This is a genomic window from Polynucleobacter sp. HIN6 (genome assembly GCF_030297575.1).
GTDB lineage: Bacteria > Pseudomonadota > Gammaproteobacteria > Burkholderiales > Burkholderiaceae > Polynucleobacter.
On sequence record NZ_AP028137.1, the window covers coordinates 610,290 to 636,239 of the forward strand.

At 47.6% G+C, this 25,950-nt stretch carries 28 protein-coding genes; 18 read left to right on the top strand and 10 right to left on the bottom strand.

Annotation, left to right across the window (positions count from 1 at the left end):
- Positions 1 to 32: 32 nt before the first annotated feature.
- Positions 33 to 1,361 (top strand): NAD(P)/FAD-dependent oxidoreductase, encoded by a 1,329-nt coding sequence (locus tag QUE66_RS03120; RefSeq protein WP_286224398.1) that lies wholly within the window; start codon positions 33 to 35, stop codon positions 1,359 to 1,361.
- Here the strand turns inward: QUE66_RS03120 and QUE66_RS03125 are convergent.
- Entirely contained in the window at positions 1,358 to 1,984 is a 627-nt protein-coding gene (locus tag QUE66_RS03125) for a cysteine dioxygenase family protein (RefSeq protein WP_286224399.1), read from the bottom strand. The two genes, QUE66_RS03120 and QUE66_RS03125, sit on opposite strands and share 4 nt — an antisense overlap.
- Positions 1,985 to 2,086: 102 nt before the next feature.
- Between QUE66_RS03125 and QUE66_RS03130 the strand changes: the two genes are divergently transcribed.
- From QUE66_RS03130 to QUE66_RS03145, 4 genes are read left to right on the top strand one after another with little or no spacing between them, the layout of a single operon-like run.
- Entirely contained in the window at positions 2,087 to 3,439 is a 1,353-nt protein-coding gene (locus QUE66_RS03130) for a cytochrome ubiquinol oxidase subunit I (protein ID WP_286224400.1), read from the top strand.
- The gene (locus QUE66_RS03135; RefSeq protein ID WP_286224401.1) at positions 3,440 to 4,456 is read left to right on the top strand and encodes a cytochrome d ubiquinol oxidase subunit II; all 1,017 of its coding nucleotides are present in this window, start codon (positions 3,440 to 3,442) and stop codon (positions 4,454 to 4,456) included.
- 41 nt (positions 4,457 to 4,497) lie between these two features.
- Positions 4,498 to 5,661: a CaiB/BaiF CoA transferase family protein gene (locus QUE66_RS03140; RefSeq protein ID WP_286224402.1), complete on the top strand. Its 1,164-nt coding sequence runs from the start codon at positions 4,498 to 4,500 to the stop codon at positions 5,659 to 5,661.
- 2 nt (positions 5,662 to 5,663) lie between these two features.
- Complete coding sequence (locus QUE66_RS03145; RefSeq protein ID WP_286224403.1) at positions 5,664 to 6,401, top strand: enoyl-CoA hydratase/isomerase family protein; 738 nt, start codon at positions 5,664 to 5,666, stop codon at positions 6,399 to 6,401.
- A 15-nt stretch (positions 6,402 to 6,416) separates the two neighbouring features.
- Here QUE66_RS03145 and QUE66_RS03150 read toward each other — a convergent pair whose 3' ends face one another.
- Complete coding sequence (locus tag QUE66_RS03150) at positions 6,417 to 7,361, bottom strand: hydroxymethylglutaryl-CoA lyase (RefSeq protein ID WP_286224404.1); 945 nt, start codon at positions 7,359 to 7,361, stop codon at positions 6,417 to 6,419.
- A gap of 157 nt (positions 7,362 to 7,518) precedes the next feature.
- Between QUE66_RS03150 and sodB the strand changes: the two genes are divergently transcribed.
- Positions 7,519 to 8,100, top strand: coding sequence for a superoxide dismutase [Fe] (sodB, locus tag QUE66_RS03155; RefSeq protein ID WP_108508142.1), 582 nt, complete (start codon positions 7,519 to 7,521; stop codon positions 8,098 to 8,100).
- 18 nt (positions 8,101 to 8,118) lie between these two features.
- A complete protein-coding gene (locus QUE66_RS03160; RefSeq protein ID WP_286224405.1) occupies positions 8,119 to 8,700 on the top strand; it encodes a urate hydroxylase PuuD in 582 nt (193 codons plus the stop codon).
- A 15-nt stretch (positions 8,701 to 8,715) separates the two neighbouring features.
- Here QUE66_RS03160 and QUE66_RS03165 read toward each other — a convergent pair whose 3' ends face one another.
- Genes QUE66_RS03165 through QUE66_RS03180 form a run of 4 tightly spaced genes read right to left on the bottom strand, consistent with a single transcriptional unit; the run spans position 8,716 to position 12,317 of the window.
- On the bottom strand, positions 8,716 to 9,603 hold the full coding sequence (locus QUE66_RS03165) for an amidohydrolase family protein (protein ID WP_286224406.1): 888 nt from the start codon (positions 9,601 to 9,603) through the stop codon (positions 8,716 to 8,718).
- Positions 9,590 to 10,579 carry a Bug family tripartite tricarboxylate transporter substrate binding protein gene (locus QUE66_RS03170; RefSeq protein WP_286224407.1) on the bottom strand — a complete coding sequence of 330 codons (990 nt, stop codon included), beginning with the start codon at positions 10,577 to 10,579 and terminating at the stop codon, positions 9,590 to 9,592. The genes QUE66_RS03165 and QUE66_RS03170 overlap by 14 nt, the downstream gene beginning before the upstream one ends.
- A 32-nt stretch (positions 10,580 to 10,611) precedes the next feature.
- The gene (gene pcaD / locus QUE66_RS03175) at positions 10,612 to 11,403 is read right to left on the bottom strand and encodes a 3-oxoadipate enol-lactonase (protein WP_286224408.1); all 792 of its coding nucleotides are present in this window, start codon (positions 11,401 to 11,403) and stop codon (positions 10,612 to 10,614) included.
- Positions 11,404 to 11,432: 29 nt separating this feature from the next.
- Entirely contained in the window at positions 11,433 to 12,317 is an 885-nt protein-coding gene (locus tag QUE66_RS03180; protein ID WP_286224409.1) for an LpxL/LpxP family acyltransferase, read from the bottom strand.
- A gap of 69 nt (positions 12,318 to 12,386) precedes the next feature.
- Between QUE66_RS03180 and QUE66_RS03185 the strand changes: the two genes are divergently transcribed.
- On the top strand, positions 12,387 to 12,899 hold the full coding sequence (locus tag QUE66_RS03185; protein ID WP_286224410.1) for an HPP family protein: 513 nt from the start codon (positions 12,387 to 12,389) through the stop codon (positions 12,897 to 12,899).
- Here the strand turns inward: QUE66_RS03185 and QUE66_RS03190 are convergent.
- Positions 12,896 to 13,756: an NAD(P)H-hydrate dehydratase gene (locus QUE66_RS03190; RefSeq protein WP_286224411.1), complete on the bottom strand. Its 861-nt coding sequence runs from the start codon at positions 13,754 to 13,756 to the stop codon at positions 12,896 to 12,898. The genes QUE66_RS03185 and QUE66_RS03190 overlap by 4 nt on opposite strands.
- A 2-nt stretch (positions 13,757 to 13,758) precedes the next feature.
- The gene (locus QUE66_RS03195; protein WP_286224412.1) at positions 13,759 to 15,174 is read right to left on the bottom strand and encodes an MBL fold metallo-hydrolase RNA specificity domain-containing protein; all 1,416 of its coding nucleotides are present in this window, start codon (positions 15,172 to 15,174) and stop codon (positions 13,759 to 13,761) included.
- Positions 15,175 to 15,277: 103 nt separating this feature from the next.
- On the opposite strand from QUE66_RS03195, the gene QUE66_RS03200 reads away from it, so the two are divergent.
- The 9 genes from QUE66_RS03200 (at position 15,278) to QUE66_RS03240 (ending at position 23,331) form a co-directional block, all read left to right on the top strand.
- On the top strand, positions 15,278 to 15,703 hold the full coding sequence (locus QUE66_RS03200; RefSeq protein ID WP_286224413.1) for a universal stress protein: 426 nt from the start codon (positions 15,278 to 15,280) through the stop codon (positions 15,701 to 15,703).
- A gap of 58 nt (positions 15,704 to 15,761) precedes the next feature.
- On the top strand, positions 15,762 to 18,197 hold the full coding sequence (locus tag QUE66_RS03205; protein ID WP_286224414.1) for a heavy metal translocating P-type ATPase: 2,436 nt from the start codon (positions 15,762 to 15,764) through the stop codon (positions 18,195 to 18,197).
- A 14-nt stretch (positions 18,198 to 18,211) separates the two neighbouring features.
- Complete coding sequence (ccoS, locus tag QUE66_RS03210; protein ID WP_108508150.1) at positions 18,212 to 18,382, top strand: cbb3-type cytochrome oxidase assembly protein CcoS; 171 nt, start codon at positions 18,212 to 18,214, stop codon at positions 18,380 to 18,382.
- An 81-nt stretch (positions 18,383 to 18,463) separates the two neighbouring features.
- The gene (gene ccoN / locus QUE66_RS03215) at positions 18,464 to 19,909 is read left to right on the top strand and encodes a cytochrome-c oxidase, cbb3-type subunit I (protein WP_286224415.1); all 1,446 of its coding nucleotides are present in this window, start codon (positions 18,464 to 18,466) and stop codon (positions 19,907 to 19,909) included.
- A gap of 12 nt (positions 19,910 to 19,921) precedes the next feature.
- Positions 19,922 to 20,566 (top strand): cytochrome-c oxidase, cbb3-type subunit II, encoded by a 645-nt coding sequence (ccoO, locus tag QUE66_RS03220; RefSeq protein ID WP_286224416.1) that lies wholly within the window; start codon positions 19,922 to 19,924, stop codon positions 20,564 to 20,566.
- Between the two features lie 11 nt (positions 20,567 to 20,577).
- Positions 20,578 to 20,745 (top strand): cbb3-type cytochrome oxidase subunit 3, encoded by a 168-nt coding sequence (locus tag QUE66_RS03225; protein ID WP_286224417.1) that lies wholly within the window; start codon positions 20,578 to 20,580, stop codon positions 20,743 to 20,745.
- The gene (ccoP, locus tag QUE66_RS03230) at positions 20,742 to 21,665 is read left to right on the top strand and encodes a cytochrome-c oxidase, cbb3-type subunit III (RefSeq protein ID WP_286224418.1); all 924 of its coding nucleotides are present in this window, start codon (positions 20,742 to 20,744) and stop codon (positions 21,663 to 21,665) included. Before QUE66_RS03225 ends, ccoP begins: the two co-directional genes overlap by 4 nt.
- A 4-nt stretch (positions 21,666 to 21,669) precedes the next feature.
- Entirely contained in the window at positions 21,670 to 23,130 is a 1,461-nt protein-coding gene (gene ccoG / locus QUE66_RS03235) for a cytochrome c oxidase accessory protein CcoG (RefSeq protein ID WP_286224419.1), read from the top strand.
- 12 nt (positions 23,131 to 23,142) lie between these two features.
- Positions 23,143 to 23,331, top strand: coding sequence for a hypothetical protein (locus QUE66_RS03240; protein ID WP_286224420.1), 189 nt, complete (start codon positions 23,143 to 23,145; stop codon positions 23,329 to 23,331).
- A 249-nt stretch (positions 23,332 to 23,580) separates the two neighbouring features.
- On the opposite strand, the gene fnr is transcribed toward QUE66_RS03240, so the two are convergent.
- Positions 23,581 to 24,345 carry a fumarate/nitrate reduction transcriptional regulator Fnr gene (gene fnr / locus QUE66_RS03245; RefSeq protein ID WP_286224421.1) on the bottom strand — a complete coding sequence of 255 codons (765 nt, stop codon included), beginning with the start codon at positions 24,343 to 24,345 and terminating at the stop codon, positions 23,581 to 23,583.
- Between the two features lie 50 nt (positions 24,346 to 24,395).
- Here fnr and QUE66_RS03250 point away from each other — a divergent pair, with 50 nt between their 5' ends.
- On the top strand, positions 24,396 to 25,118 hold the full coding sequence (locus tag QUE66_RS03250; RefSeq protein WP_286224422.1) for a sulfite exporter TauE/SafE family protein: 723 nt from the start codon (positions 24,396 to 24,398) through the stop codon (positions 25,116 to 25,118).
- Here QUE66_RS03250 and QUE66_RS03255 read toward each other — a convergent pair.
- A complete protein-coding gene (locus QUE66_RS03255; protein ID WP_286224423.1) occupies positions 25,115 to 25,936 on the bottom strand; it encodes a sulfite exporter TauE/SafE family protein in 822 nt (273 codons plus the stop codon). The genes QUE66_RS03250 and QUE66_RS03255 overlap by 4 nt on opposite strands.
- Between the last annotated feature and the right edge of the window lie 14 nt (positions 25,937 to 25,950).

The following is a 25,950-nucleotide window of genomic DNA, read 5'->3' on the forward strand; positions in this document are numbered from 1 at the left end:
ATCACTCCAATCAAAATAAGAAGAACTTCGTCATGCAACGAATTGTCATCGTAGGTGGTGGGGCAGGAGGGTTGGAGCTAGCAACCCGTCTAGGCGATCGATTTGGTCCTCGCAAAGGAAAGCCCGGTCGTTACTCTATTACCTTGATTGATAAAAATCGCACCCATATTTGGAAACCAAAACTCCATGAGATTGCCGCTGGCAGTATGGATTTGGGCGACCATGAAGTTGATTACATTGCGCAAGCCCACTGGCATCACTTTACCTATCGCATTGGTGAGATGATCGGTTTGGATCGCGAGCGCAAAGAGGTGATTGTTGCGCCATATAAGGATCACCTGGGTACCGAAATTACCCCACAACGCTCTATTCCTTATGACGTTCTCGTCATGAGTATTGGAAGCCTCAGCAATGACTTTGCGACTCCCGGCGTTGAGGAATACGCCTTACGTTTAGAGTCTCAAGACGATGCCAAAAACTTTCATCATCAAATGCTCAATGCGATTATTCGAGCTCAGGCACAAAGTAATCCACTTTCGCCCGATCAATTGCACGTAGCCATTATTGGCGCAGGGGCAACTGGTGTTGAGCTTGCTGCCGAACTGCATCGCACCACGCGCGAAGTTGTTTCGTACGGTCTTGATCGAGTAGACCCTAATAAGGACTTAAAGGTAAGCGTGATCGAGGCAGCCCCCCGAATCTTGCCAGCCTTGCCGGCGCGACTCTCAAACGCGACTGAAGCCTTATTGCAAAAGATGGGTGTTGAGGTTATTACGAACAAGAAAGTGGCGCGGGTATTTCCAAAAGAAGTTCAATTTAGTGACAACACGAGTCTGCCCGCTGAATTGATTGTGTGGGCAGCCGGAGTCAAGGCGCCTGATTTTCTCAAAGACATCGGGGGCTTGGAGACGAATCGAATTAATCAGCTGGTGGTGCTGCCGACCTTACAAACGACGCGTGATCCTGACATCTTTGCCATGGGCGACTGCGCGGCCTGCCCTTGGCCAGAAGCAAACGAGGGGCAGGGCGGCTTTGTACCGCCGCGAGCCCAAGCGGCCCATCAACAAGCCTCTCATTTGTTTAAGCAAATCCAATTGCGTCTTGAGAACAAACCCCTGAAACCATACCGCTACCGTGATTTTGGTTCCTTGGTATCTTTAGGGAAGTACAGCACCGTTGGTAATATGATGGGCGGCCTGATTGGTGGCAACCTCATGATCGAAGGCGTCTTTGCCAAGCTAATGTATTTGTCTTTGTACAAAATGCATGAGCTGGCATTGCATGGCTGGGCCAAAGTAAGCCTTGATACCTTGGCGCGCATGATAACGCGCCGTACCGAACCCCACGTTAAATTACATTAATTGAGTTCGGAACGAACTTGAGTAGAGCGATCCCAAAGATTGGGGATCTGCGATGAGGAGTAACCCGAAACAAAGTTTTTGACAGAACCTGTTTGTGGGTCGTAGACATGGCGCTTCACAGCACCGATATTGCCCCCATAAACATGGATACTGATCGAGGGTTTGTCGTCAAAGGCATTCTTCACAATATGAATATCCCCAATGCTCGGGCTGACCTCATCCACATCACCAGGCAATAAGGTTTCTTCATGACCGACAGCCTCTAATTGACCAGCCGCATTGCGGGCGTAGCGTTGACCTTTTTCAGAGCCCCGCAGCATGCCAATTAGACCCCAAACCATGTGATCGTGAATTGGAGTGGCTTGGCCTGGTCCCCAAACAAAACTGACGACCGAGAATCGCTCCAGTGGGTCGGCGTGTAATAAGTATTGCTGGTAATACTGAGGGTGGGGAACTGCGCAAAAATCCGGTAACCAAGAATCCGTCTTAATTAACTCTTGTAATAGCGCTTTAGCTTTGGGACGAACAATATCCTCGGCTTGGCTCTCGCCGACCAGTTGGGTCATTTGAGTCACAAAGTGCCGTAATGGGGCAATTGGATCGGTCACAGCAGGATTTGTCATAGATCCATTATATGAATACTTTGGGGATTTCCCCAGCAAGCAGCGATTGGCAAAGACCCCTAAAATATCAGTATTCCATTCATTACACCCTAGGGGAAATTTATGTTTGACCCCATCATGTTGAGCCGGATCCAGTTTGCCGCCAACATTACCTTTCATATCCTATTTCCCACCATCACGATTGCTTTAGGCTGGGTCCTGTTTTATTTCAAGATCAAGTTCAATCGCACTGGTGAAGTCTATTGGCAAGAGGCGTATCAATTTTGGGTCAAAGTATTTGCTTTGACCTTCGCTTTGGGGGTTGTAAGCGGTATCACGATGAGTTTTCAGTTTGGTACTAATTGGCCAGGCTATATGGAGACCGTCGGCAATATTGCTGGACCTCTACTTGCTTATGAAGTACTGACCGCCTTCTTTCTTGAGGCGACGTTTCTGGGCATCATGTTATTTGGTGCAAAGCGCGTTTCACAACGGGTGCACACCCTAGCAACGTTCTTAGTAGCTTTTGGAACCACTTTGTCGGCATTTTGGATCATTGTTCTCAATTCCTGGATGCAAACTCCCCAAGGCTTTGAGATGATCAACGGCCAGGCCCATGCGGTGAGTTGGATGGAAATCGTCTTCAACCCATCCATGCCATACCGCTTTGCACACATGATGACCGCTTCATTCCTAACCGTGTTCTTCCTGTTAGCAGGTTTATCAGCCTATCGCTATTTACAGGGTAGTCGTACTCAAGCAAATAAAGCCATTCTCAAGTTTGGCATCGTAGCGGCCGCGATTGTGACCCCCATTCAGATTTTCTTAGGGGATATGCATGGTCTCAATACCCTCAAATACCAACCAGCCAAATTAGCAGCGATGGAAGGAATTTGGGATACTGGTAATGGGGTTCCGGCTGTTTTGTTTGCCATCCCCGATGAAAAAACCCAATCCAATAAGTTCGAGATTTCGATCCCGAAATTGGCTTCACTCTATCTCACCCATGACTGGAACGGTGAGGTCAAGGGCTTAAAAGATTTTGATAAGACTCCACCAGTCAAACCAGTCTTCTTTGCTTTTCGCATTATGGTTGGAATTGGAATACTGATGTTGGCTTTATCTTGGTATGGGTGGTGGCGGATGCGTAAAGGACAGGATCTACCCAATTGGCTGGCCCGCGCTTTTGTCTGGATGACCTTTTCAGGATGGGTAGCAGTGGTTGCTGGTTGGTATGTCACTGAAATTGGACGTCAGCCTTATTTGGTGCATGGCGTTCTGACAACCGCAGAGGCTGCCACAAAATTGCCGGGTGGCATGGTATTTAGCAGTTTGATGATGTATTTGTTTCTCTACCTTACTTTGATCATTGCCTATATCTGGGCGATTTTCTATATGGCACGACAGGCTGACAAAAAGAGTGCAGATGCGGTACCAGCTGTAATTCAGCCTTCATCTACCTCCTTGCAAACGTAGATGATTCCAGCAGATTGGTCCCAAGCTTCCGTCTGGCTCCCCTTGTTTTTCTTGGGGGCGATGGGCTTTGCCATGTTGTCGTATGTGGTGTTAGATGGCTACGATTTGGGAGTTGGTATTTTGCTCAATCGTGCTGGAGATGCCGACAAAGATGTGATGATTTCCTCGATCGGACCCTTTTGGGATGCCAATGAGACCTGGTTGGTGCTTGGTGTGGGTATTTTGCTAGTCGCATTTCCGTTTGCACATGGGATTGTCCTCACCGAACTCTATTTGCCAGTGGCGATTATGTTGGCTGGGTTGATTCTGCGTGGGGTGTCATTTGATTTTCGGGCTAAGGTGAACTTAGCGCAAAAGCCACTTTGGAACTTCCTATTCTATTTTGGTAGCCTAGTAACTGCTGTAGCGCAAGGTGTAATGATTGGACGCCACATCATTGGCTACGAGTCTGGCTTATTAGGCTGGATTTTTGCTGCACTTGTCGGAATTTGTTTGCCAGCAGGGTATGCCTTGCTGGGTTCAACCTGGCTCATCATGAAAACGGAGGGAGCATTGCAGTTGCGAGCGATTTCATGGGCGCGGACAAGTTTGTGGCTAACTGGATTGGGCATTGCCTTGATCTCGGCAGCAACACCGTATTTCAGCCCAGAAATCATGAGTCGTTGGTTTAGCTACCCGAATATTATTTACTTGGCACCCATTCCGATCGCAACTGCACTCTTATTTTTAATCACGGATCGAGCGCTGCACCAGCTCAAAGCGAATCCCAGCCAGCGGGAATGGTTGCCATTCACAGCAACGGTTGCAATTTTTTGGCTATCGTTTTTTGGAATTGCCTATAGTTTATTTCCTTATTTGGTTGTCGATCGTATGACGGTGTGGCAAGCAGCCGCATCGACTCAATCGCTGTGGGTCATCTTCTGGGGCGCGATTGTGGTATTACCAACGATTCTGGCCTACACCTTGTTCTCCTACCGTATCTTTAAGGGCAAAACACAGCCACTGAGCTACTACTAATGAGATCGTTAGAATAAGGTATTCCATTCACAAGAGTGCCTATGAACACCGCTGATCTTTCTGCCTTAAAACCACTTGCCGGAATTCGTGTTCTCGAGATTTGCAATGTCGCCGCAGGACCATTTTGCGCTTTGCTGCTCGCCGATCTCGGAGCCGATGTCATCAAGCTAGAGAACCCAGGTGCCGGGGATACACTGCGTGCCTGGCCTCCCCACACCGGTCCTGAGAATGATCGCTTGAGTGAGAACTTCGCCTCTTTAAATCGCAATAAGCGATCAATTACCTTGGATTTAAAAAATCCGGATGATAAACAAAAAGCCAAGGCTTTAATTGCGAATATGGATGTTCTGATCGAGAACAATCGCCCTGGTGTGATGAAACGCCTTGGCCTGGATTTTGACTCAGCCCTAACTATTAATCCAAAACTGATTTACTGCTCGATCTCGGCCTATGGTCAAACGGGACCACGCGCTAACGAAGGTGGCTTTGATGTCACGATTCAGGCGATGAGCGGCATCATGAGTGTGACTGGAGAACCCGATGGAGCCCCTGTCAAATGCGGCGTGCCAGTCGCGGATTTCACAGCTGGTTTGTATGGCGCAATGAGTATTTGTGCGCAATTACGAGCTGTGGCGCAAACGGGTAAGGGTGTTCATATTGATGTGCCAATGATGGGAACTTCATTAGCCATCGCCGCCTTGCAAACCTCGGAGTACTTTGGAGTTGGCAAAGATCCAGTTAAATTGGGTTCAGCTCATCCTCGCAATGCCCCGTATCAAGCATTTAAGGCCAAAGACGACTATTTGGTGATGGCAGCTGGTACGCAAGCTCTATGGGAAACTGTTTGTCAGATCTTGAAGAGCCCAGAGCTTTTGCAAGACGAACGCTTTACTAGTACGGCACTGCGGGCAAAAAATCAAATCGCTTTAAAAGAATTGATTGAGGCAATCTTAAAACAAGATACAGCCGCCAATTGGATTGCGCAATTTAGTCAAGCAGGTGTACCGTGCTGTCCAATCAATCAATATTCCGCTGTTTTAAATGATCCACAAACCCTTGCGATGGGTTGGGTGCAGCCCATGGTGATGGCCAATGGTCAAGCAACTAAAACGGTGATTAATCCAATTAAATTTAATGGCGCAATAGCTCCCATCGAGCGCAGACCGCCGCGCTTGGGTGAGCATAATTCTGAGATCGTGGAGTAACTATGAACACCATACGGATAGAGCATTCGGGTCACATCAAGCGAGTCACTCTTAATCGTCCAGAGAAGCGCAATGCGATTAGCTATGAGATGGCTTGTGAGTTGCTCGCTGTCGCCAAGGAGGCGGAGACCGATGGCACTCGCTTACTGATACTGCGAGGCGAGGGGCAGGGTTTCTGTGCCGGATTTGATTTTTCCAACTTTGATGATGCGAGCCCTGGCGATCTACTGTTGCATTTTGTGCGTATTGAGCAAATGCTCCAAGTGATTGCGCATGCACCATATGACACGATGGCATTGGCCCATGGACAAACGATTGGAGCGGGGGCTGATTTGCTCTTGGCATGTCGTCACCGGGCGGGTTCGGAGGATATGCGCATGATGTTTCCTGGTGCCCGTTTTGGTTTGATCTTGGGATCGCGGCGATTAGCCGAGTGTGTGGGCTCTGATCGCGCGCAGCAGCTCATTGGAAATCCACGTCGCATTGATGCGCATCAAGCTAAAGATTTTGGGATCCTTACTGCAGTTTTAGAGGCGACTGATTGGCATGCGTATGAAGCACAAGTTTTGGAGCATATTTTGGAGATCCCACCCGATGCTCGTGCGATGGCACTGCATGCCTGCAAACGCGATACCCGTACGGTTGATTTATATGATTTAGTCCAATCAGGATCGGTGCCAGATATTAAACACCGTGTTGCTGAGTATCTCGCAAAGGTGAAAGCCGCAGCGAAGAAGTAAAGAAGAGAGAAGTATCTAACTCTGACAGATCTTGTCATACAGGCGATCTACTTTGCCTGCCAGCAGAACCTGACTTGGTAAGGGGCGATCGACCAGGGTACGCAAATCTACTGCGCACTCGAGTAATAAATCAAGGTTCATGTTGGTATGAAAGCCCATTAGATCCAACATATGAACCAATTCCTCGGTGCAAATATTCCCAGTGGCTCCTGGAGCATAAGGGCAGCCACCTAATCCGCCCAAAGACGAATCAAACCGCACAATGCCTGCTTGAACTGCAGCTAAGACATTGGCTAAACCCATGCCACGCGTATTATGAAAATGCAGGGTCCACTGAGTATTGGGGTATTTGGATTGAGCCTTCTCGCAAATTTCTGTGACCTGACGAGGATTGGCCATACCGGTTGTGTCGCAAATGCTAATACCGCGAACCCCTTGATCAACAAAATGATTAATCCAATGCATTAGTTCATGGATGGGGGTCATGCCGCTCATCGGACACCCAAAGCTAGTTGAAAGCGAGATATTGACGGCCACCTTGGATTGATGTGCCAAGGCAATTACCTCGCTCAGAGCTTTGGCTGAATCAGCACGGGACATACGCAGATTGGATTGATTATGGGTCTCGCTAACTGACATGACAAGATTGAATTCATCAACACCGACTGCAAGAGCGCGCTCAGCACCGCGTAGATTTGGGATTAGGACTGTATATTCGACCCCAGGGACGCGCTCAATGCCACGCATCACGGCCTCCGCATCAGCCAGCATTGGAATGGCCTTGGGGCTTGTAAAGGAGGTCACCTCAATCTTGGCATAGCCAGCGCGACTTAAGCGATTAATTAAGCGAATCTTGTCCTCTGTGGGAATGAAACGCGGTTCTGCCTGAAAGCCATCGCGAGTAACCACCTCTTGGATGTAAATCCGAGTTGACGGATTGATATGAGTTTGACCGGACATACAAGCTCGTTCGTTATTAGCAAAGAATCATTGACACCTTATTTTAATTAAGAAAACCCCATTTCGGGATGGAAAAAACAAAAATTCCAGAATGGTCTATAGTTACAGCACCGAGTTTTTATCAACGTGTTCGCTCTGTTACTAATAAAGGAAAAAAATGGAACATACATTGCCCCAGTTGCCTTACGCACTTGATGCGCTTGCACCTTATATTTCAAAGGAAACATTGGAGTATCACTATGGCAAGCATCATCAGACTTATGTGACTAATCTGAATAATCTCATCAAAGGAACCGAGTTTGAGAACTCGAGTCTCGAAGACATTGTCAAGAAATCATCCGGCGGTATCTTTAATAATGCCGCTCAAGTATGGAATCACACCTTCTATTGGTTTGGTTTAAAGCCAAATGGCGGCGGTGCCCCAACCGGTGCCTTGGCGGATGCGATCAATGCAAAGTGGGGCTCATTTGATAAGTTCAAAGAAGAGTTCACCAAATGCGCAGTTGGTACTTTTGGATCGGGCTGGGCCTGGTTAGTCAAGAAAGCGGATGGTAGCCTCGATTTAGTATCGACCAGCAATGCTGCGACACCATTAACAACCGATGCGAAGCCACTGTTGACCTGTGACGTATGGGAGCACGCGTATTACATTGATACTCGTAATGCTCGTCCTAAGTATGTCGAGAATTTCTGGAATCTCGTCAATTGGGATTTTGTTAGCAAAAACTTTGCAGCGTAATTCTAGTAAGCAATCCATATGACATCCATTCTGAGCTCTTTAGGCAAGACCGTTCTGGTCGGATTTATCCTGCTTACCCTGATTGTGATCACCCTAGGGGGATCCAATGTGGGGAGCTCAGCGTGGATTACTTTTGTATTTCGCTTCCTGCATGTGATTTCAGGGGTGATGTGGGTGGGTCTATTGTGGTATTTCAACTTTGTACAGATTCCATCCATGCCAAAGATTCCGGATGAACAAAAGCCTGCGGTGGCGAAAGTGATTGCACCAATGGCCTTGAAATGGTTTCGTTATGCAGCGATGGCTACGGTATTAACCGGATTTATTCTGGCTGTACTCAATGGCTATGCCCATCAAGCTTTCACACTTCAGCAGCCTTTCTTAGCAATTGGCCTGGGCATGTGGATTGCTCTGATTATGGCCTTTAATGTTTGGTTCGTGATTTGGCCCAACCAGAAGCGCGCCCTCGGAATTGTGGAAGTAGATGCCGCGACTAAAGCAAAGTCTGCACGCGTCGCGATGCTCACTTCGCGGATCAATACCATTTTGTCGATCCCCATGTTGTATTTGATGGTGGCTCAGCAAAACGGCGGTTTGTAAGAAAGCCCTCAGTCGTTAAAACTGATAAAGACGCTCCGGGTTCTCGCTCAGAACTTGCTTTTGAATTGCTGGATCGGGGATCCACACTTGTAGTAAATCTAAAAGATCTGCATCGTTTGGCATCGTTCCCTTGACCATCACATGGGGCCAGTCCGTGCCCCATACCACCTGCCTTGAATTCGCAGCAATCAAGGCATGTGCAAATGGATTGGTATCAGAGTAGGGGATTCTTTCCTCAGTTGTGATTCGATAGGGGCCAGTAAGTTTTACCCAGGCACGCTCCTCGCGCATGAGCGACAAGAGGTTTTGAAAGCCAGGGTCTTTGGTACCTAGATTTGTTTTTAAATACCCAAGATGACCCAGCACGATCGGGACTGGGAAATTCGATAGTAATTGCGAGAGATTTGGGAACTCATTGACATGCATGAGAAACTCCAAATGCCAGCCAAATGATGCAATCTGGTTCGCTAATTTAGTTAATTGCTTGATTGGTAAAACGCCCTTAGCCTCGGCAAGATCGACAATATTGCAGCGTAATCCACGAATTCCAGCGCGATGCAGATCTTCTAATTCTGTATCGCTAATATCCCAATTCACCACTGCGACTCCTCGAAAGCGCAATGGATTAGTTTTAATCGCTGCCAGCAATGCACGATTATCCGTTCCATAAATACTGGGCTGGACCAATACTGATCGTTGAGCGCCTAGGCTGTCCAGTAGTGCCTGATATTGTGAAAGTAAGGCATCTGGCGGGGTATAGATCCGATTTGGTATGTAGGGATACAAGGACTGAGGACCGCAGATGTGAGCATGGCAATCCGTTGCGTTCTCACAAAGAACGAGACCAGGCTTTTTGAGGGCCTGGTCTGGTGCTTGGCAAAGGGGAGCGTTATTGTGGTTCAATCCCAGCGTCTTTAGCAATCTTGGTGTACTTGCTGATTTCGCTACGAACAAACTTTTCTGTTTCAGCAAGATTCATGGGCTTGATGGTGATGCCTGCTTTGGCGTAGGCTGATTTCACCTCAGGGTCCTGCAGCGCCCGATTGATGTCGGTATTCAGTTTTTGCAAAATCGCTTGGGGTGTTGCCGATGGTGCCCAAACGCCGACCCATAAACCAATCTCAAAGCCAGAAAAACCTTGCTCAGCAATCGTTGGAATATTGGGGGCTGCCTCGGCACGGGTTGCACCCGTTACACCCAATGCGCGGACTTTACCACCCTGAATTTGTGAGATGGCAGTTTGTAGGGGAGCCATGTAGTAGGCGGTACGTCCAGCAATGGTTTCTTGAATTGCTTCTGGAGATCCTTTAAAGGGGACGTGCAGCATCTTGATGCCAGCGGTTTGATTGAAATACTCGGCTGCCAAATGGGTTGAGCTTCCGACACCAGCGCTTGCAAATGGAATATCACCCGGTTTTGCTTTGGCAGCGTTAATCAAGTCTTTAAGGGTCTTATAAGGACTCTCAGCTGACACAACGAGAGCGTATGGACTGCTACCTAAAATATTGACATCGGTGAGGCTCTTGAGGTCATAAGGCAGTTTTTTATAAATCGCAGGATTGGCGGCATAGGATGCGGATTGAACTAAAAGGGTATAACCATCAGGTTCAGAGTTCACCACGACGCCAGTGCCTAGCAAGCCACCAGCACCAGGCCGGTTTTCAATAATGACAGGTTGCTTCCAGGTTTCTGCAAGGCTTTTGGCAACAATGCGCCCAGCAATATCAGCACCTGAGCCAGGCGTGAGGGGCACGACCATTTTGACGGTTTTATTAGGGTAATTGGCCGCTGCACTCTGTGCTTGAATTGGCAGACTAAATGCCCCAGCAAATGCAAGCGTGGTTGCGCCAATGAGATATTTTTTGATACTAATTTTCATGATGTCTCCTTTTTATTATGACTGCTTGTCTACTATGCCACAGAATCTAAAAATCCCCGTAGCGCATGGTTAAACTCAGCAGGCTTCTCAATATTCGATAGGTGAGCCGCTTGATCAATCGCGATTAGCGAAGAATGGGGAATAAGTCGATGCAAGACAGTGGATTGCTCATATGTACAGGCTGGATCTTGTCTGCCTAACAAAATCAGAGTTGGCGCCTTAATTTTTAAGAGCATCGTTGATTGCGCCATATCCCGAACTGCACTAGCGCAGCCTAGATAGCCATCTACAGGCGTAGCTAATATCATCTTTCGTACTCGTTCAATTTGATCTGGCTCGCGCTCAATAAAGTCATTTAAGAACCACCGTTTGATGGTTCCATCAACAAGACCAGCGATGCCCTGAGATCTCGCGATCGCAAAACGTTCCTCCCACATAGCGCGAGGTGGCATCTCACTGGCGGTATCGCAAAGACTAAGTGATAAAACATTGTCCGGGTAATTGGCGCCAATGTATTGGCAAATCATGCCGCCCATGGACAGCCCAGCAAAGTGTGCCTTCTTGATTCCGAGAGCGTTCATCAGGGCAACTAAGTCTTCTGCCAGAAGGGCAATGCTGTAGGGGCCTGGCGTTACTTCGCTTTGACCGTGACCGCGTGTGTCGTAGCGAATTACACGATACCGATCAATCAATGCGGGTATGGTTCGATCCCACATTTCTAAACTGGACATCAGGCTATTACTTAAAAAAACGGGGGGGCCATTTTCCGGACCGTCGATTTGATAAGCGATCTTGATTTGATTAGCGTTTACAAACTGTCTCATCTTTTTCTCCTTAAGATGCTATTTTTACACTAATAAATCTTGGCTTCTCCAGCAGGTCGATTCTTAAAGCGTTTATGAACCCAATAGTATTCAGCTGGGCGCAGCCGGATCTCATCTTCAAAGTATTGATTAAGGCGTGCTGTATCGGCGTTCTCATCATCACTTGGAAATGACTCAAGCGCCTTACCAATATGACAAATGTAACCAGAGCGATCTGATTTAAGTGTTGTCTGCATCACGCACACTTCAGCGCCACTTATCCTAGCTAAACGTGAAATCGCAGTAATGGTATTTGTTTGAACGCCAAAGAAGGGTACAAATACGGAGTCCTTGATGCCGAGATCAATATCAGGGGCGATAAAAACAAAGTTTCCATTTTTAATCTCTCGAACCGTTTCGATGAGATGACCTTGTCTTGGAATGGATCGTCCGCCAAACCGACCACGCCACTCAATAATCTTTTGATCAAAATATGGATTTTTCATCTTTTGGTAGAGGGTGACACCGCGTGGCCAATCCATTTTCTCGGCTAGGGCGCACAAAGCAATGCCACCTTCAATACCAACAAAATGGGGGTTGACCAAAATGCGGGGCTTTCGATCCCCTAAGTCAATTTCAGAATGAATCTGAATCATTTCATTGATCTGGGTAGGGGTGCCCAGCCAGATGCGACTGCGTTCCAAAATACTGCGCCCAAATAACTGCCAGTGCTGCAAAGCCAGAGCCTCAATTTCTTTATTCGATAGTTGTGGAAAACACAGACGTAAGTTAATTAAGACCACCCGCTGACGATCGCTTGGTATGTGCGCGACGACCCATCCTAAACCACGACCCAGTTGAATAATCCATGTATATGGAAAAATTAGGACAAAGCGTAATAGTGATACTGAGAGGTGATTAAAAAAGGTTTGCAAATAGGTCCTTGTGAGGTATCACTATATACCTGAATAAAGACCCTAGGAACAATGGCGTAAACTGCTTACATGAAACAAGCTATTTTGCGGATCCTCTGGGTATTGAGTGGCGCAAGTGTGGCCTTGTTTTTGGCTCTTCATGTGGTCCGTCCACAAGATTCCACCTTATTACTTGCCTCCTTGGGTGGTTCAACACTATTTTTGTTTGGTCTAACAACACTGCCGCCGACGCAGCCCAGGGCATTATTTGGTGGCCATCTTATATCTGCCTTGATTGGGGTGATCTGTTACCAAACTTTGGGTGATGCAACGTGGGTACTGGTCTTATCAGTGCTAATCACAATCGCAGTATTGTTGCTGACCAAGACTGTTCATCCACCTGCAGGTGCTAATCCTTTGATCATGATTCATGCACATGCAGGATTTATGGATATCTGGACCCATGTTTTATTGGGTGTCATAGCGCTGGCTGCCACAGCATTTATCTGGTCACGTCTTGGGCCTGGAAAGGTCAAATATCCAGTGAAATGGAACCAAGAGTCTCCACCCGGACCCCATTGGGGTCCATGGGGATCAATCTAAGTCTGATTCATTAATTCGCGAACCGCTTTGGCTAATTCAAGTGCGGTCATGCCATTAGGCCCAATTCCGGATTGAACCAGTTGATCAGCGGCACGCGCATGAAGCTCAACTGCAAGGCAAGTTGCCTCCCACAAATTGAGATGATGGCAAATTCCTTGGGCTGCAAGTGAGGCGATGAGGCCCGTTAGGACGTCCCCCATGCCACCGGTTGCCATCCCAGGATTCCCTGCATTGCAGGTATAAATCACATCAGCTGGCGAACCAACTAATGTGTGGTGGCCTTTGAGAGCCACATAGCATTGCAATTGATCAATCAAGCGCTGAATGGCTCCTGATCGATTGGCCTGAATCTCATCCACCGACATGCCCAAAAGACGAGCTGCCTCGCCGGGGTGAGGCGTGATTGTGCATGGATCTTCACGTTCTCGCAATAATTGTGCTAACCGTGGGTGCTCAGCAATCAGATTTAAAGCATCCGCATCTAAGATTAGTGGACCAGGGAACGCAAGACTGGCCTCTAAAAATTGCAACGCTTGATCACTTAAACCTAAGCCGGGACCAATCGCAAGGGAATCCGACTGCATGCGCTCAATGAAATTACGGGCATTAACCACCTCACTGATGTCTTGAACCATCAACTCAGGTTGATCAACCTGCACATGAGCTGACTTCGAATCCAAGATCCCAATAATGGTCCACCCAGCACCGCTATACAGAGATCCATACGCAGATAAAAAAATAGCACCTGCCATCCCAGGCGCACCGCCTACAAGTAATACCTTCCCCATATCGCCTTTATGTTCATGGGGCTTACGAATCAAGCGGGCACGCAGCGCAAAGGCATTTAGGTTTGGCATGATTAGAGAGGGTAGGTGCTATGAAGCTGAGGCAGATGAATATGCTCCCAGCCCAGTTGTGAGTGGATTGCTACCTTCAGTTGTTCTGCGGCGTAGGGCTCCCCATGAGTAATATAAACATGCGTTGGAGCTTGTCGAAATCCTTTTAACCAAAGTATGAGTCCAGCCTGATCAGCATGGGCTGATAAACCGCCAATGGTATGGATAGAGGCTTTGACAGAAATTTCCTTGCCAAAGAGATGAACGATTTTTGCTTGATCAACAAGCCGCCGTCCCAATGTACCTTCTGCCTGAAAACCGGTGATGATGATCGCATTATTACGGTGAGGTAGATTCCATTTGAGGTGGTGCACAATTCGACCGGCCTCGCACATTCCGCTAGCAGAGATCACAATGGCGCCGCCTTTAATGCGATTGAGTGCTTTGGACTCTTCAACGTCGGCAATAAAACGTAAATCTAGGCGGTTAGGGTTGTTTTGATACCAATCGAAGATAGCCTGCGCTGCTTCATCGAGGGAGGAACGATATTCCTCGGTCAATCGAGTCACAGATGTAGCCATTGGCGAGTCAACCCAGATATTGAGATACGGCAAACGTTTGCGCCGAATTAAATCCATTAATACAAAAATGATTTCCTGGGTGCGACCGACCGCAAATGCGGGGATGATGATATTGCCATTGTGCTTGAGTGTATTCGTAATGACCTCTACGAGCTCATCCTCTGTGTCCTGTAGCGATCGGTGTAAGCGATCGCCATAAGTCGATTCCATAATTAAGGTGTCAGCATGCTCAATTAGCTCAGGGTCGTTCATTAGCGGCCGATCAAACATTCCCAAATCACCCGAGAAGACGGTGCGATGGCTTTGTTGATTTTCTTTTTGAATATCGATCACCGTAATTGCGGCTCCCAGGATATGCCCGGCATCTAAAAATTCAATTTCGATCCCTTGACCAGGGCTAAAGCGGCGGTGATAAGGCACGGTCTTGAGTTGCGCCAAGCAATCGATGGCTTCGAGGGTGCTGTAAAGAGGAACTGGAAGATCACCTTTCCAACGGCCCTGAGCCTGTTTGCGTTGAGCGCGTTCATAATCGGCTTCTTGTAGATGGGCACTATCCAAAAGCATAATTTTGAGTAAAGAGGCTGTCGCAGGAGTGCAATAGATAGCCCCCCGAAACCCTTGGGCGCATAAGCGCGGCAATAATCCACTGTGGTCAATATGTGCGTGGGTCAGAACCACAAAATCGAGCTCACGGGGAGAAATTGGGAGTTCAGCCAAATTTTTGTCGTCCGCCTCTCGACCTCCTTGAAACATTCCATAATCCACCATAAAGCAGTGGTGAACCCCACATGCTTTGCCGCGGATAAGGTATTTAGAGCCGGTGACCTCTTGGCCTGCACCAAGGAATTGAATATGCATAAAAAAATTAGGGATATAGGCGGCTGAATTTGATATGGATCAAGGGAATACCCAATAATATTGCTACACTGCTAGAACTGATTACATTGTGGAGGGGGATCATATGAAAATACTACTACCAATTGACGGTTCAAAGACTTCGTTGAGTGCGGCCAAATACGTTGCTCAATTAGTTGGCAATATGCGCAGTAAGTGTTCCGTTACCTTAATTAATGTCCACGATGACTTCGGACTCAATCACGTTAAGCAATTTGTCAGCAAAAGCGTAGTGGATGACTATTTACGTGAAATCAGTGAAAAAGAGTTAAAGCCTGCTCAGAAGGTTTTAGATGCAGCAGGTGTTAAGCACAATATGATTATTAAGCGCGGCCATGTATCCAAAGAAATTTTGGCTACTGCCACCAAAGAAAAGTTTGACATGATTGTGATGGGCGCCAAAGGTCGCGGCGGCGTGCTTGATCTTCTGATTGGATCGGTTGCTCAACGAGTCGTATCTTCAGCTAAGCAGCCTGTTCTCTTGGTGAAATAATTTGCCATCAACTCAATAAAAGGGCTGCCTTGGCAGCCCTTTGTTTTTGTAAGTCCGCATGACCATTTCATCGACACCGTGTTACCACTGCGGTAGTGATACCAAGGCAGCAGATGCCTTGCATGCTGATTTAGGTGGGATCCAGCGCCCATTTTGCTGTGCTGGATGCATGGCAGTTGCGCAAACTATCTATGGGGAAGGGCTTGAAAGTTTTTATCAGCGCCAAATACCCGCTGGCGAGCGACCCGACTATTTAGTCAATGGCAATGAACTTCCTGAAGCGCTCGAAGTCTATAACGATCCGACCCTGCAGGCGCGCTTTGTGAAGATTCTGGCTTCCGGCTTAGCTGAGTCGATTCTGTCGCTCGAAAAAATCCGTTGCGCGGCATGTGTTTGGCTTTGCGATCGTCATCTGCAACGTGTTTTAGGTATTGATGATGTCCAAATTAATTACGTCACCCTAAAAGCCATTGTGCGCTTTGATCCTCAGAAAATTACCTTACCAAAAATATTGTATGAGGTGCAGCGCATTGGGTATCTAGCCTGGCCTTATGAGCCCTCAGAGTTGGCTCTCCGTAGTAAGCGCGAGCGCAGAAATCTATTATTCCGTTTAGGGGTTGCTCTATTGGGCATGATGCAGGTCATGATGTATGCCTGGCCGATTTATACCGACTCGGTTGACCTATCTCCAGAAAACAATCTTTTACTCAACTGGACCAGTTGGCTATTAACCGTCCCTGTTGTTCTCTATTCTGCCGCCCCAATCTTTGGCTCCGCATGGCGGAGTATACGTTCATTTGCGCAAACACGATCTTTGGGCATGGATGTACCCATTGCCTTGGCACTGGGGATGGCCTTTACTGTGGGTACTGTCAACTTATTACTAGGAGATGGACCGAGTTATTTTGATTCGATCACGATGTTTGTGGCCTTTACCCTCGGGGCGCGTTATATCGAATTGATTGCTAGGCAGGATGCTCAAAGTGGCTCGGAGGCATTGGCTAAACAGCTTCCGGCTAGCTGTGAACGCTACCTTGATTACCCAAAGAATACTGCGGTTGAGCGCATACCTGTTGTGCGTTGCCTTGTCGGCGATCGAGTTCGGGTGGGTCCTGGTGAGATTATCCCGGCAGATGGCGTACTGATGGATTCATATACCAGTGTGAGTGAAGCATTATTAACTGGTGAATCAAGACCAGTACAGAAGTCTCCTGGTGATCGCTTATTTGCTGGCACGCATAATATTCAAAATAGTATTGCGCTGGAAATTACGGCGGTGGGACAAACCACTCGCTTGGCTGGCATTGCAATCCTATTGGATCGTGCTCTGCAAGCAAAGCCACCTATGTTGGGATTGGCTGAGGTATGGGCCGGTCGATTTGTGATTCTTCTCATCATTGCAGCGATCATGAGTAGTGCCACCTGGTTATTAGTAGACCCTAGCCGAGCATGGCCCGTGATGCTCGGTGTGTTGGTGGCCAGTTGTCCGTGCGCATTATCGTTAGCGATACCTACCGCTCTGGCAGCCGCACAGGGTGCGTTAACCAAGATTGGTTTATTTGTAATTCATGGTCGCGCCCTTGAAGGTTTGAGTAAAGCAAATACCTTGGTGATGGATAAAACTGGCACTCTAACGATCGGCGAGCCTCGTTTACAAAGCATCACTGTATTTCGAGATGGTATGAGTGAGCAAGATGTATTAGCGCAAGCGGTCGGTATGGAGGAGGGTCAAAATCATCCCTTGGGACTAGCGCTTGGCGATGCACTTCGAGAGCGTGAGCTTGCGCCACAGCGTTTTTTGACTCGAAGTGAAAACCACTTAGGCAAAGGGCTATCCAATGGTAACTACCGTCTTGGTAAGGCCAGCTGGGTGGGTGTGCAGGGGTCACCGATTCCATTCGATGCACTCTATAGTCATGTCTACTTAAGCGATGATCAGGGACTCATCGCCCAATTTAGCTTCTTAGATCGCCCCAGAGAGGGTGTTGAGGCTTTATTGCAATATGCACGCGCTCATGGGATTGCAGTTCACTTATTGTCGGGTGATACCCAGGCTACTGTCGAGGCCTGGGCACGCCATCACGGAATTACGCAGTATCGTGGTGGTGCCAGCCCCGAAGAAAAATATGAGTTTATTCGTGATCTACAGGCAAATGGTGCCAAGGTATGTGCGATTGGTGATGGGGTGAATGATGCACCGTTCTTGGCAAAGGCCGATGTATCGATCGCAATGGGAAGTGGCGCCCCTTTAGCCGCGGCTGGTGCGGATGCTGTATTGGTAAGCCCTAATTTTGAGACCTTGGTGAAGGCATTTGCCTTGGCACATCGCACCCAAAGAATCATTCGCCAAAACCTTCTATGGGCATTCCTATACAACGTGACGATTATTCCGGTGGCGATGATGGCTTGGATTAATCCTTGGGTTGCTGGGATTGGGATGGCATCTTCATCGCTTTTAGTAACCCTCAATGCATGGCGTTTACGTAAGGTCTAGATTAGACTACTTGCATGGAAAGTTTGTATCTTTTGATCCCCTTATCGCTGCTCCTTGTGGCTGGTCTTGCTTACCTACTGTATTGGTCGATTCAGGGCGGTCAGTTTGATGATCTGCAGGGCCCTGGCGAGTCGATCTTGCTGGATGATGACAGCCCGCAGCGCAAAGACCCCCCTAATATTTGATCTACATCAAAATACCGAAATTACGCTAACTCGATAATTTCCCAAGGCTTTTAGCACAGTTATTTTGCTCAGGGAGGTTGTATGGCGTTAGCCATCAGTGGGTCGCAAGACGCGAACTTTAACTATAAGGTTGTCAGCCAATTTGCCATCGTTACGGTGTTATGGGGCATTGTTGGGATGTTTGTGGGGGTAGTTCTGGCAGCCCAGTTGATTTGGCCAGAAATCACAATGAATATTCCATGGTTAAGCTACGGTCGCTTACGACCCTTGCATACCAATGCGGTGATCTTTGCCTTTGGGGGCAGTGCTTTATTTGCAACCTCGTATTACATTGTCCAGCGCACCTGTCAGGTCCGCCTTTTTAGCGACAAACTGGCTGCATTTACCTTCTGGGGTTGGCAGCTCGTGATTGTGGCAGCCGCTATTACTTTGCCGCTTGGCATTACCACCTCAAAAGAGTATGCCGAATTAGAGTGGCCCATCGATATTTTGATTACGATTGTTTGGGTTGCTTATGCCATTGTTTTTTTTGGCACCATCATGAAGCGCAAGACCAAGCATATTTATGTATCGAACTGGTTCTTTGGTGCTTATATTCTGACAATTGCTATTTTGCATATTGTGAACAATATTGAGATGCCAGCGAGTCTATGGAAGTCATACTCGGCATACTCTGGTGCACAAGACGCCATGATTCAATGGTGGTATGGTCATAATGCAGTTGGCTTTTTCTTGACCACCAGCTTCTTAGGCATGATGTATTACTTCATTCCTAAGCAGGCCGATCGCCCAATTTATTCCTATCGTTTATCGATTGTGCATTTCTGGGCTCTTAACTTCACATATATGTGGGCAGGACCCCATCATCTGCAGTACACATCATTACCGGATTGGACTCAATCGCTGGGGATGGTGTTCTCATTAATTCTGTTGGCACCTTCGTGGGGCGGAATGATCAACGGCATCATGACCCTGTCGGGAGCTTGGTACAAGCTACGGAGTGACCCCATCCTCAAATTTCTAATCGTGGCACTGTCGTTCTACGGTATGTCAACCTTTGAGGGTTCGATGATGTCGATTAAGACCGTTAATGGACTATCGCATTACACCGATTGGACGATTGGCCATGTTCATTCTGGAGCTCTAGGCTGGGTTGCCATGATCACAATCGGCTCTTTGTACTACCTCATTCCTCGTTTGGTAGGTAAGAAGGAGATGTATAGCACCCGCCTCATTGAATTGCATTTCTGGATTGCCACCATTGGTGTCGTTCTTTATATCGCCGCAATGTGGATTGCTGGAGTGATGCAGGGCTTGATGTGGAGAGCTTTTGAGGCCGATGGCACATTGACCTATAGCTTTGTAGAGTCGGTGAAAGCCAGTTACCCCTTCTATGTGATTCGACTCTTAGGTGGTATCTGCTACTTGGGGGGTATGTTCTTGATGGCGTACAACGTATTTAAGACCTTGTATGGCGAGCGTTTTGTGGATGCACCGATCCCATCAAATGTTCAAGTTGCTCATTAATTGGGAGGAAAAATGTCAGATCAAAATAAATTTTTCTCTCACGCTACTCTCGAAAAGAACGTCGGTTGGCTCATCATCACGACTATTTTGGTTGTGAGTGTGGCTGGCTTGGTACAGATTGTGCCGCTCTTTTTCCAGCACTCAACCACCGAGCCAAGCCCTGGAATCAAGCCGTTTACAGCATTGCAATTGGCTGGACGTGATATTTACCAGCGCGAGGGTTGTGTTGGCTGTCACTCACAGCAGATTCGTACATTACGTTCAGAGACCGAGCGTTATGGTCCGTATTCAGTTGCTGGAGAGTCTGTCTTTGACCATCCATTCCTTTGGGGTAGTAAGCGGACAGGACCCGATCTTGCTCGTGTAGGTGGACGCTATTCAGATGACTGGCAACGTATCCATTTACGCAATCCTCGTGATGTCGTCCCGGAATCCAATATGCCGGCTTACCCGTATTTGCAAAATGCGCCAGCAGATGTATCGAGTATTCAAAAACACATGCATGCATTAAAGCGTTTAGGGGTTCCATATACCGATGAAGAAATTGCGAATGCCCCCAAAGAGCTTGAAGGCAAAACGGAAGAGGATGCCTTAGTTGCCTATTTACAGGGCCTGGGCATTAATCGTCGCGCCACTACTAAAACTGCCAGCCAATAAAGGAGATCAGCATGCAAGCATTTACCGCTTATCTATCGGCAATATCGAGCACCTTTGGCTTATTTGTGTTTTTAGGAATTGTTTGGTGGGCTTGGTCTACGCATCGCAAGGCCGCCAATGAGGAGTCAGCAAATTTACCATTTGCACTTCCGGATGAGTTTCAGAAGGATCAATCATGAGTGATTTTTTTAGTCCCGGTTGGAGTATTTTTATTGCGATCGTAACGATCGTCGGCATTATTTGGTGCTTGTGGCTATTGATGTCGCAACGTAAAACCAAAGTACCAACCGATTCTTCGGGCAATGTAACCGATACGGGCCATGTTTGGGATGATGACTTGCGTGAATTGAACAATCCGCTGCCACGTTGGTGGATGTGGATGTTCATTATCTCCTGTATCTTCGGAGGTATTTATCTGGTTCTTTACCCTGGTTTAGGTACCTATCAAGGTATCTTGGGATATAGCACTCAAGCGGAGCACGATCAATCTGTACAGACCGCAAATAAAGATCTGCAACCGGTTTATGCGAAATACATGCAAATGAGCATTGAGCAGGTTGCGACTGATCCTAAAGCCAAAGAAATGGGACAGCGCTTATTTTTGAACTATTGCGCACAATGCCATGGATCAGATGCTGGAGGATCTAAGGGATTTCCTAATCTGCATGACAAAGATTATTTATATGGTGGCGAACCAGAGATGATTCGGGCATCGATTGTGCAAGGACGGGCAGGTGTTATGCCCGCCTTTGGCCACCTAAGCTCTGCCCAAATTGGCGAGGTGGTGGCTTATGTTCGTAGCCTCTCCAACTTACCCGCCGATGATCTTCGTGTTGCTCAGGGTGAAGCTGTTTATAAAACCAACTGCGCGGCTTGTCATGAGGCAGACGGAAAGGGAAATATTGTTCTGGGCGCACCCAACTTAACCGATAAAGTTTGGCTCTACGGCAGTTCCGAGAAGGCGATTACCGAAACAGTGCAAAAAGGTCGTAACGGCGTGATGCCGGGTCATGACGCAATCCTAACCCCAGAAAAGATTCAGATTCTGACGGCTTATGTTTGGGGTTTGTCGCATCAGCCGATGAATACAAAGAAGTAAAGCCATGAATCAAACTTCATCGACACAGACTGCTGGCCACAGCAAGCCTGTGATCGAGATCGTAGAGCAGTCACTCTACGAAGTTCGTAAACATATTTACCCCCGTTCGGTTAGTGGACCATTTGCAAGCTGGCGCATCGTATTTGTTGTGCTGACCCAGTTGTTGTACTACGGACTGCCATGGCTCAGTTGGAACGACCGTCAAGCTGTTTTATTTGATTTGGTGCAACGTAAGTTTTACATCTTTGGCTTGGTATTGTGGCCACAGGATGTGATTTATCTCACATTACTTCTCATCTTATCGGCGCTCAGCCTATTTCTATTTACCGCTGTCGCGGGCCGTTTATTTTGTGGCTATGCGTGCCCGCAAACGGTCTATACCGAAATCTTTATGTGGATTGAACGGAAGGTGGAGGGCGATCGGTTTGCCCGCATTCGCTTAGATGGGGAAGAGTGGCCTTGGAGTTTTAAAAAGTGGCGACTCAAAATTACGAAACATGCTTTATGGCTTGTCATTGCCCTATGGACTGGATTTACTTTTATTGGTTATTTCACTCCTATTAAAGAACTAAGCGCTAATATCTTGGCTTTTTCTTTAGGGCCATGGCAAACCTTTTGGTTACTCTTTTATAGTTTTGCAACATGGGGCAACGCAGGCTTTATGCGCGAGCAGGTTTGTAAATATATGTGCCCGTATGCCCGTTTTCAAAGTGTGATGGTCGACAAAGATACCTTTGTGGTGACCTATGACAAGATGCGTGGTGAGCCTCGCGGTGGTCGCAATAAATCAGACAATCAAGCTCAAAAAGGCTTAGGTGATTGTGTCGATTGCAGTATCTGTGTGCAGGTGTGTCCCACGGGGATTGATATACGCGATGGTTTGCAATACATGTGCATTGGCTGTGGGGCCTGCATCGATGCTTGCAATCAAGTCATGGAAAAGATGAGCTACCCCAAGGGATTGGTGCGCTATACCACTGAGCGAGCCATGCTCAATCGGGAGTCGAATCAATTGGCACGTAGTCATTTATTTCGCCCGCGCATCTTGATTTACACCTCAATTATTTTGGTATTAACCTCGGTCTTCTTGTTTTCGCTCTTCACACGAAATCCCTTGCGAGTGGATGTGATGCGTGATCGCGGTGCTCTAGCTCGTGAAGTGGATGGTCGCTATATTGAGAATGTCTATCGTGTCCAATTGATGAACTCTTCCGAGTCGCCAATGCAGGTCGATATCAAAGCAACCGGTTTGCCAGACATTGCAGTGCTCGATTCCAGCGGCAAGGTCCTCCATAGCGTAGTGATTGCACCTGCCAGTAATTTATTGATTCCGGTGAAGGCAAGCGTGGCGATCAATGAAGTGATATCCGGATCGCATCCGATTCAGTTCCAGTTTCGTGGTCAAGAGGGCGAACAGATTCGCTCGCGTGATGAGAAATCAAGCTTTATCGTGCCACGCCAATAAAGGGAGTTCATTATGAAAGCAGAATCGCAAATTTCAAAACCATGGTGGAAACAGCTCTGGCCCTGGTTATTAATTCTGGGCCCAGCCTTGGCAGCGATTGGTTGCGCGATTACCATTTATTTGGCATTTACTGTGCATGCCGATGAACCGGTGCGAGATGGCATTAAGCGGGGTCTGAAGGTCGAGCAGGTGCAGCCGTGAAACTCAAGACAGCGATTTGGATTCTTTGGCCCTCCTTTTTAGCAGCCATTATTGCTGAAGGTTTGGTATTCAGTTTATTTAGGCCCGAAGACTTGCTCCTGTTTGGGCAACCCCATTATTTATCGAACGAGGCAATATACTCCATTGGTTTTTTTGCCTTTTGGACGATTTGCGCGATATCAAGCGCCATTTCTTTATTTATCGTACGCGACTGCTTCTTAAACTCGAAGTCAGCGGAAGATGACCTGCTTAACTGAGTCGTATAGGTGATGAGCAGTTGGTTTTCTCATTCACGTTCGGAACCCCAGCGAGTTGATAGAGCCCTTCAATGTCAATCAATTTAACGTGGCGTTGCTTAATTTGTAATAAGCCTGACTCGGTAAACCGTGACAACATCCGACTTACCGTCTCAATCTGAATTCCAAGATAGCTGCCAATGTCCTCACGGCTCATCTTTAAATCAAATTCAGTAAATTCATATCCGCGAGCGGCATATCGTTGGGATAAGTTAATTAAAAAACCTGCGAGTCGTTCTTCGGCTCTGAGAGTTCCCAATGACAGTAAATGACGTTGATCCTGAGTTAGTTCACGACTTAAGATGCGATGGAATTGATGCTGCAAACTGGGAATTTGTGATGCTAAGTTTTCAAATTCGGAGAAGCGAATGATGCAAACCTCGCTCTCCTCGAGTGCAATCGCATTAGCTTGGTATTGGTGCTCGCCAATGCCGTCTAAACCCAAAATCTCACCAGGCATATGAAAACCGATGATTTGTGCGCGACCATCCGGTAATAAGTGCTCTGTTTTTAGGGTACCAAAACGAACGCTGTATATAGAATTGAGCGGCTCGCCGTGTCGGTACAGGGTATCGCCCTTGTGGAGATGGACTCGATCTTTGACGAGAGTATCAACCTGGCTTACCTCATTGGCAGACAGACCAAGCGGCAGACAAAATTGCCCCAAGACACAAGTAGAGCATTTATTCAGAATTTCTTTACTGGAAGAAATATTCATGATGATGCATATTCTAGTCGAGAGTCCAAAAAAGTTCTATTTCACGCCCCATGCTCAGTAGCACATTATTTATCGGAATTCTCCTAGCAACAATGGCCAGTAGTTGGCATTGTGCCTTGATGTGTGGGGGGATTGCGGCTTCGATTGATCAATCGGTGGCAAAAATTAAGGTTTACCCCAATCGGTCAAGAGTCGTTTGGGATCAAATAGTGGTTCATTTGGCGAGGATTGCCAGTTACATGCTTTTGGGAGCTGGAGCAGCCTGGTTGGGAATTGCTTTTTGGAGGCAGGAGGTGATTCCAATTCAACGAGCATTATTTGGAATTACGGCCGGGATTCTCTTCTATCAAGCCTATCGGTTGATTCACCCAAGTGGTAAAAAAATCACCCATCTTTTTGGACAAAAGATTGCACAGGCCTTATCGCAATGGTGGGCAAAACATTTTGCAAAATCTCGCACTGGCCTGGCGCGCTGGATGACGGGGATGCTGTGGGGCTTGGTGCCGTGTAGTTTGGTATATGGAGTCCTAGCCCTTGCATTTTTATCGGGCGATCCAATCATAGGCGCATTACTAATGCTGGCAATGGGATTGGGTACCTTGCCAAGCCTATTGGTATTTACCAAAGTCAGTGGTGCCTTGATGCAGTTTGGACAAAGGGTCTGGGTACGATACCTTGCCGCACTCTTATTGATAGCAACTGCTGTATATGGTTTTTATCGTGGCATGACCTTGCCAGCAGAGTTATTAAAGAGTGGATTTTGTTTGACCTAGAGTGCTTTGATTGCCAAACCAATTGCAACGAGTCCTGAGAATCCAGCAAAAATGAGCTGAGTCCATTGGCTACTGATTCTAGGAGCAATTAGGCGACCAGCCATCATTCCAACAATGGCGCCGATTGCGAACGGTATGGCCACCAACCAGTTCATAGTCCCAGCCAGCCCCGAGCCCGCAACACCTCCCAGTGAAATCAGAGACAGAACACCCAAAGAGGTGGCAATGATTGACTGCATGGGTAGATCACTAATCCGTTTGAGTGCAGGGACAATTACAAAGCCGCCTCCAACCCCTAAAAGCCCTGATAAAAATCCAGCTAAGGCGCCAGAGCCAATCAGGGCGCGTGCGCAAGGGACGGTCCAAATTAAGCGACCAATCGATAAGTCGAGCGAGCAGGGTACTGCTTTGGGCTCTTTATATACCCCCTTTGATTGTTGGTAGGCCTCTACAAAAATTCGGATAGCAACGTAGAGGAGAACCAAAGAAAAAATCAGCATTAAGGGTTGATTGGGAATCTGGTGTGCTAACCAAAGTCCTGCGGGTGATAGTAGCAAGCCTGCAAAGGCCAACAGTATGGCAGCGCGGTAACGTAATAACCCAGTTCGTAAAGCCATGATGGCGCCTAGCGCAGAAGATACAGTGACTGCAAGTAGCCCAATGGGGCTCGCCTCCACCATGGGTAAATGGAGCGCAAAGACCAGCAAAGGAACCGATAAGATGCCGCCGCCGGCACCCGTTAGCGCCATGATGAGGCCAACGAATATGCCAAGCCCCGCAGGAATAAGGTGGGGTTGTAAAAGACCGATTAAATCCATCAAGATAGTATCAA

Coding starts and splice junctions, on each gene's coding strand:
- QUE66_RS03120 (WP_286224398.1), top strand. CDS start 33: ATGCAACGAATTGTCATCGTAGGTGGTGGGGCAGGAGGGTTGGAGCTA.
- QUE66_RS03125 (WP_286224399.1), bottom strand. CDS start 1,984: ATGACAAATCCTGCTGTGACCGATCCAATTGCCCCATTACGGCACTTT.
- QUE66_RS03130 (WP_286224400.1), top strand. CDS start 2,087: ATGTTTGACCCCATCATGTTGAGCCGGATCCAGTTTGCCGCCAACATT.
- QUE66_RS03135 (WP_286224401.1), top strand. CDS start 3,440: ATGATTCCAGCAGATTGGTCCCAAGCTTCCGTCTGGCTCCCCTTGTTT.
- QUE66_RS03140 (WP_286224402.1), top strand. CDS start 4,498: ATGAACACCGCTGATCTTTCTGCCTTAAAACCACTTGCCGGAATTCGT.
- QUE66_RS03145 (WP_286224403.1), top strand. CDS start 5,664: ATGAACACCATACGGATAGAGCATTCGGGTCACATCAAGCGAGTCACT.
- QUE66_RS03150 (WP_286224404.1), bottom strand. CDS start 7,361: ATGTCCGGTCAAACTCATATCAATCCGTCAACTCGGATTTACATCCAA.
- sodB (WP_108508142.1), top strand. CDS start 7,519: ATGGAACATACATTGCCCCAGTTGCCTTACGCACTTGATGCGCTTGCA.
- QUE66_RS03160 (WP_286224405.1), top strand. CDS start 8,119: ATGACATCCATTCTGAGCTCTTTAGGCAAGACCGTTCTGGTCGGATTT.
- QUE66_RS03170 (WP_286224407.1), bottom strand. CDS start 10,579: ATGAAAATTAGTATCAAAAAATATCTCATTGGCGCAACCACGCTTGCA.
- pcaD (WP_286224408.1), bottom strand. CDS start 11,403: ATGAGACAGTTTGTAAACGCTAATCAAATCAAGATCGCTTATCAAATC.
- QUE66_RS03185 (WP_286224410.1), top strand. CDS start 12,387: ATGAAACAAGCTATTTTGCGGATCCTCTGGGTATTGAGTGGCGCAAGT.
- QUE66_RS03190 (WP_286224411.1), bottom strand. CDS start 13,756: ATGCCAAACCTAAATGCCTTTGCGCTGCGTGCCCGCTTGATTCGTAAG.
- QUE66_RS03195 (WP_286224412.1), bottom strand. CDS start 15,174: ATGCATATTCAATTCCTTGGTGCAGGCCAAGAGGTCACCGGCTCTAAA.
- QUE66_RS03200 (WP_286224413.1), top strand. CDS start 15,278: ATGAAAATACTACTACCAATTGACGGTTCAAAGACTTCGTTGAGTGCG.
- QUE66_RS03205 (WP_286224414.1), top strand. CDS start 15,762: ATGACCATTTCATCGACACCGTGTTACCACTGCGGTAGTGATACCAAG.
- ccoS (WP_108508150.1), top strand. CDS start 18,212: ATGGAAAGTTTGTATCTTTTGATCCCCTTATCGCTGCTCCTTGTGGCT.
- ccoN (WP_286224415.1), top strand. CDS start 18,464: ATGGCGTTAGCCATCAGTGGGTCGCAAGACGCGAACTTTAACTATAAG.
- ccoO (WP_286224416.1), top strand. CDS start 19,922: ATGTCAGATCAAAATAAATTTTTCTCTCACGCTACTCTCGAAAAGAAC.
- QUE66_RS03225 (WP_286224417.1), top strand. CDS start 20,578: ATGCAAGCATTTACCGCTTATCTATCGGCAATATCGAGCACCTTTGGC.
- ccoP (WP_286224418.1), top strand. CDS start 20,742: ATGAGTGATTTTTTTAGTCCCGGTTGGAGTATTTTTATTGCGATCGTA.
- ccoG (WP_286224419.1), top strand. CDS start 21,670: ATGAATCAAACTTCATCGACACAGACTGCTGGCCACAGCAAGCCTGTG.
- QUE66_RS03240 (WP_286224420.1), top strand. CDS start 23,143: ATGAAAGCAGAATCGCAAATTTCAAAACCATGGTGGAAACAGCTCTGG.
- fnr (WP_286224421.1), bottom strand. CDS start 24,345: ATGAATATTTCTTCCAGTAAAGAAATTCTGAATAAATGCTCTACTTGT.
- QUE66_RS03250 (WP_286224422.1), top strand. CDS start 24,396: ATGCTCAGTAGCACATTATTTATCGGAATTCTCCTAGCAACAATGGCC.
- QUE66_RS03255 (WP_286224423.1), bottom strand. CDS start 25,936: ATGGATTTAATCGGTCTTTTACAACCCCACCTTATTCCTGCGGGGCTT.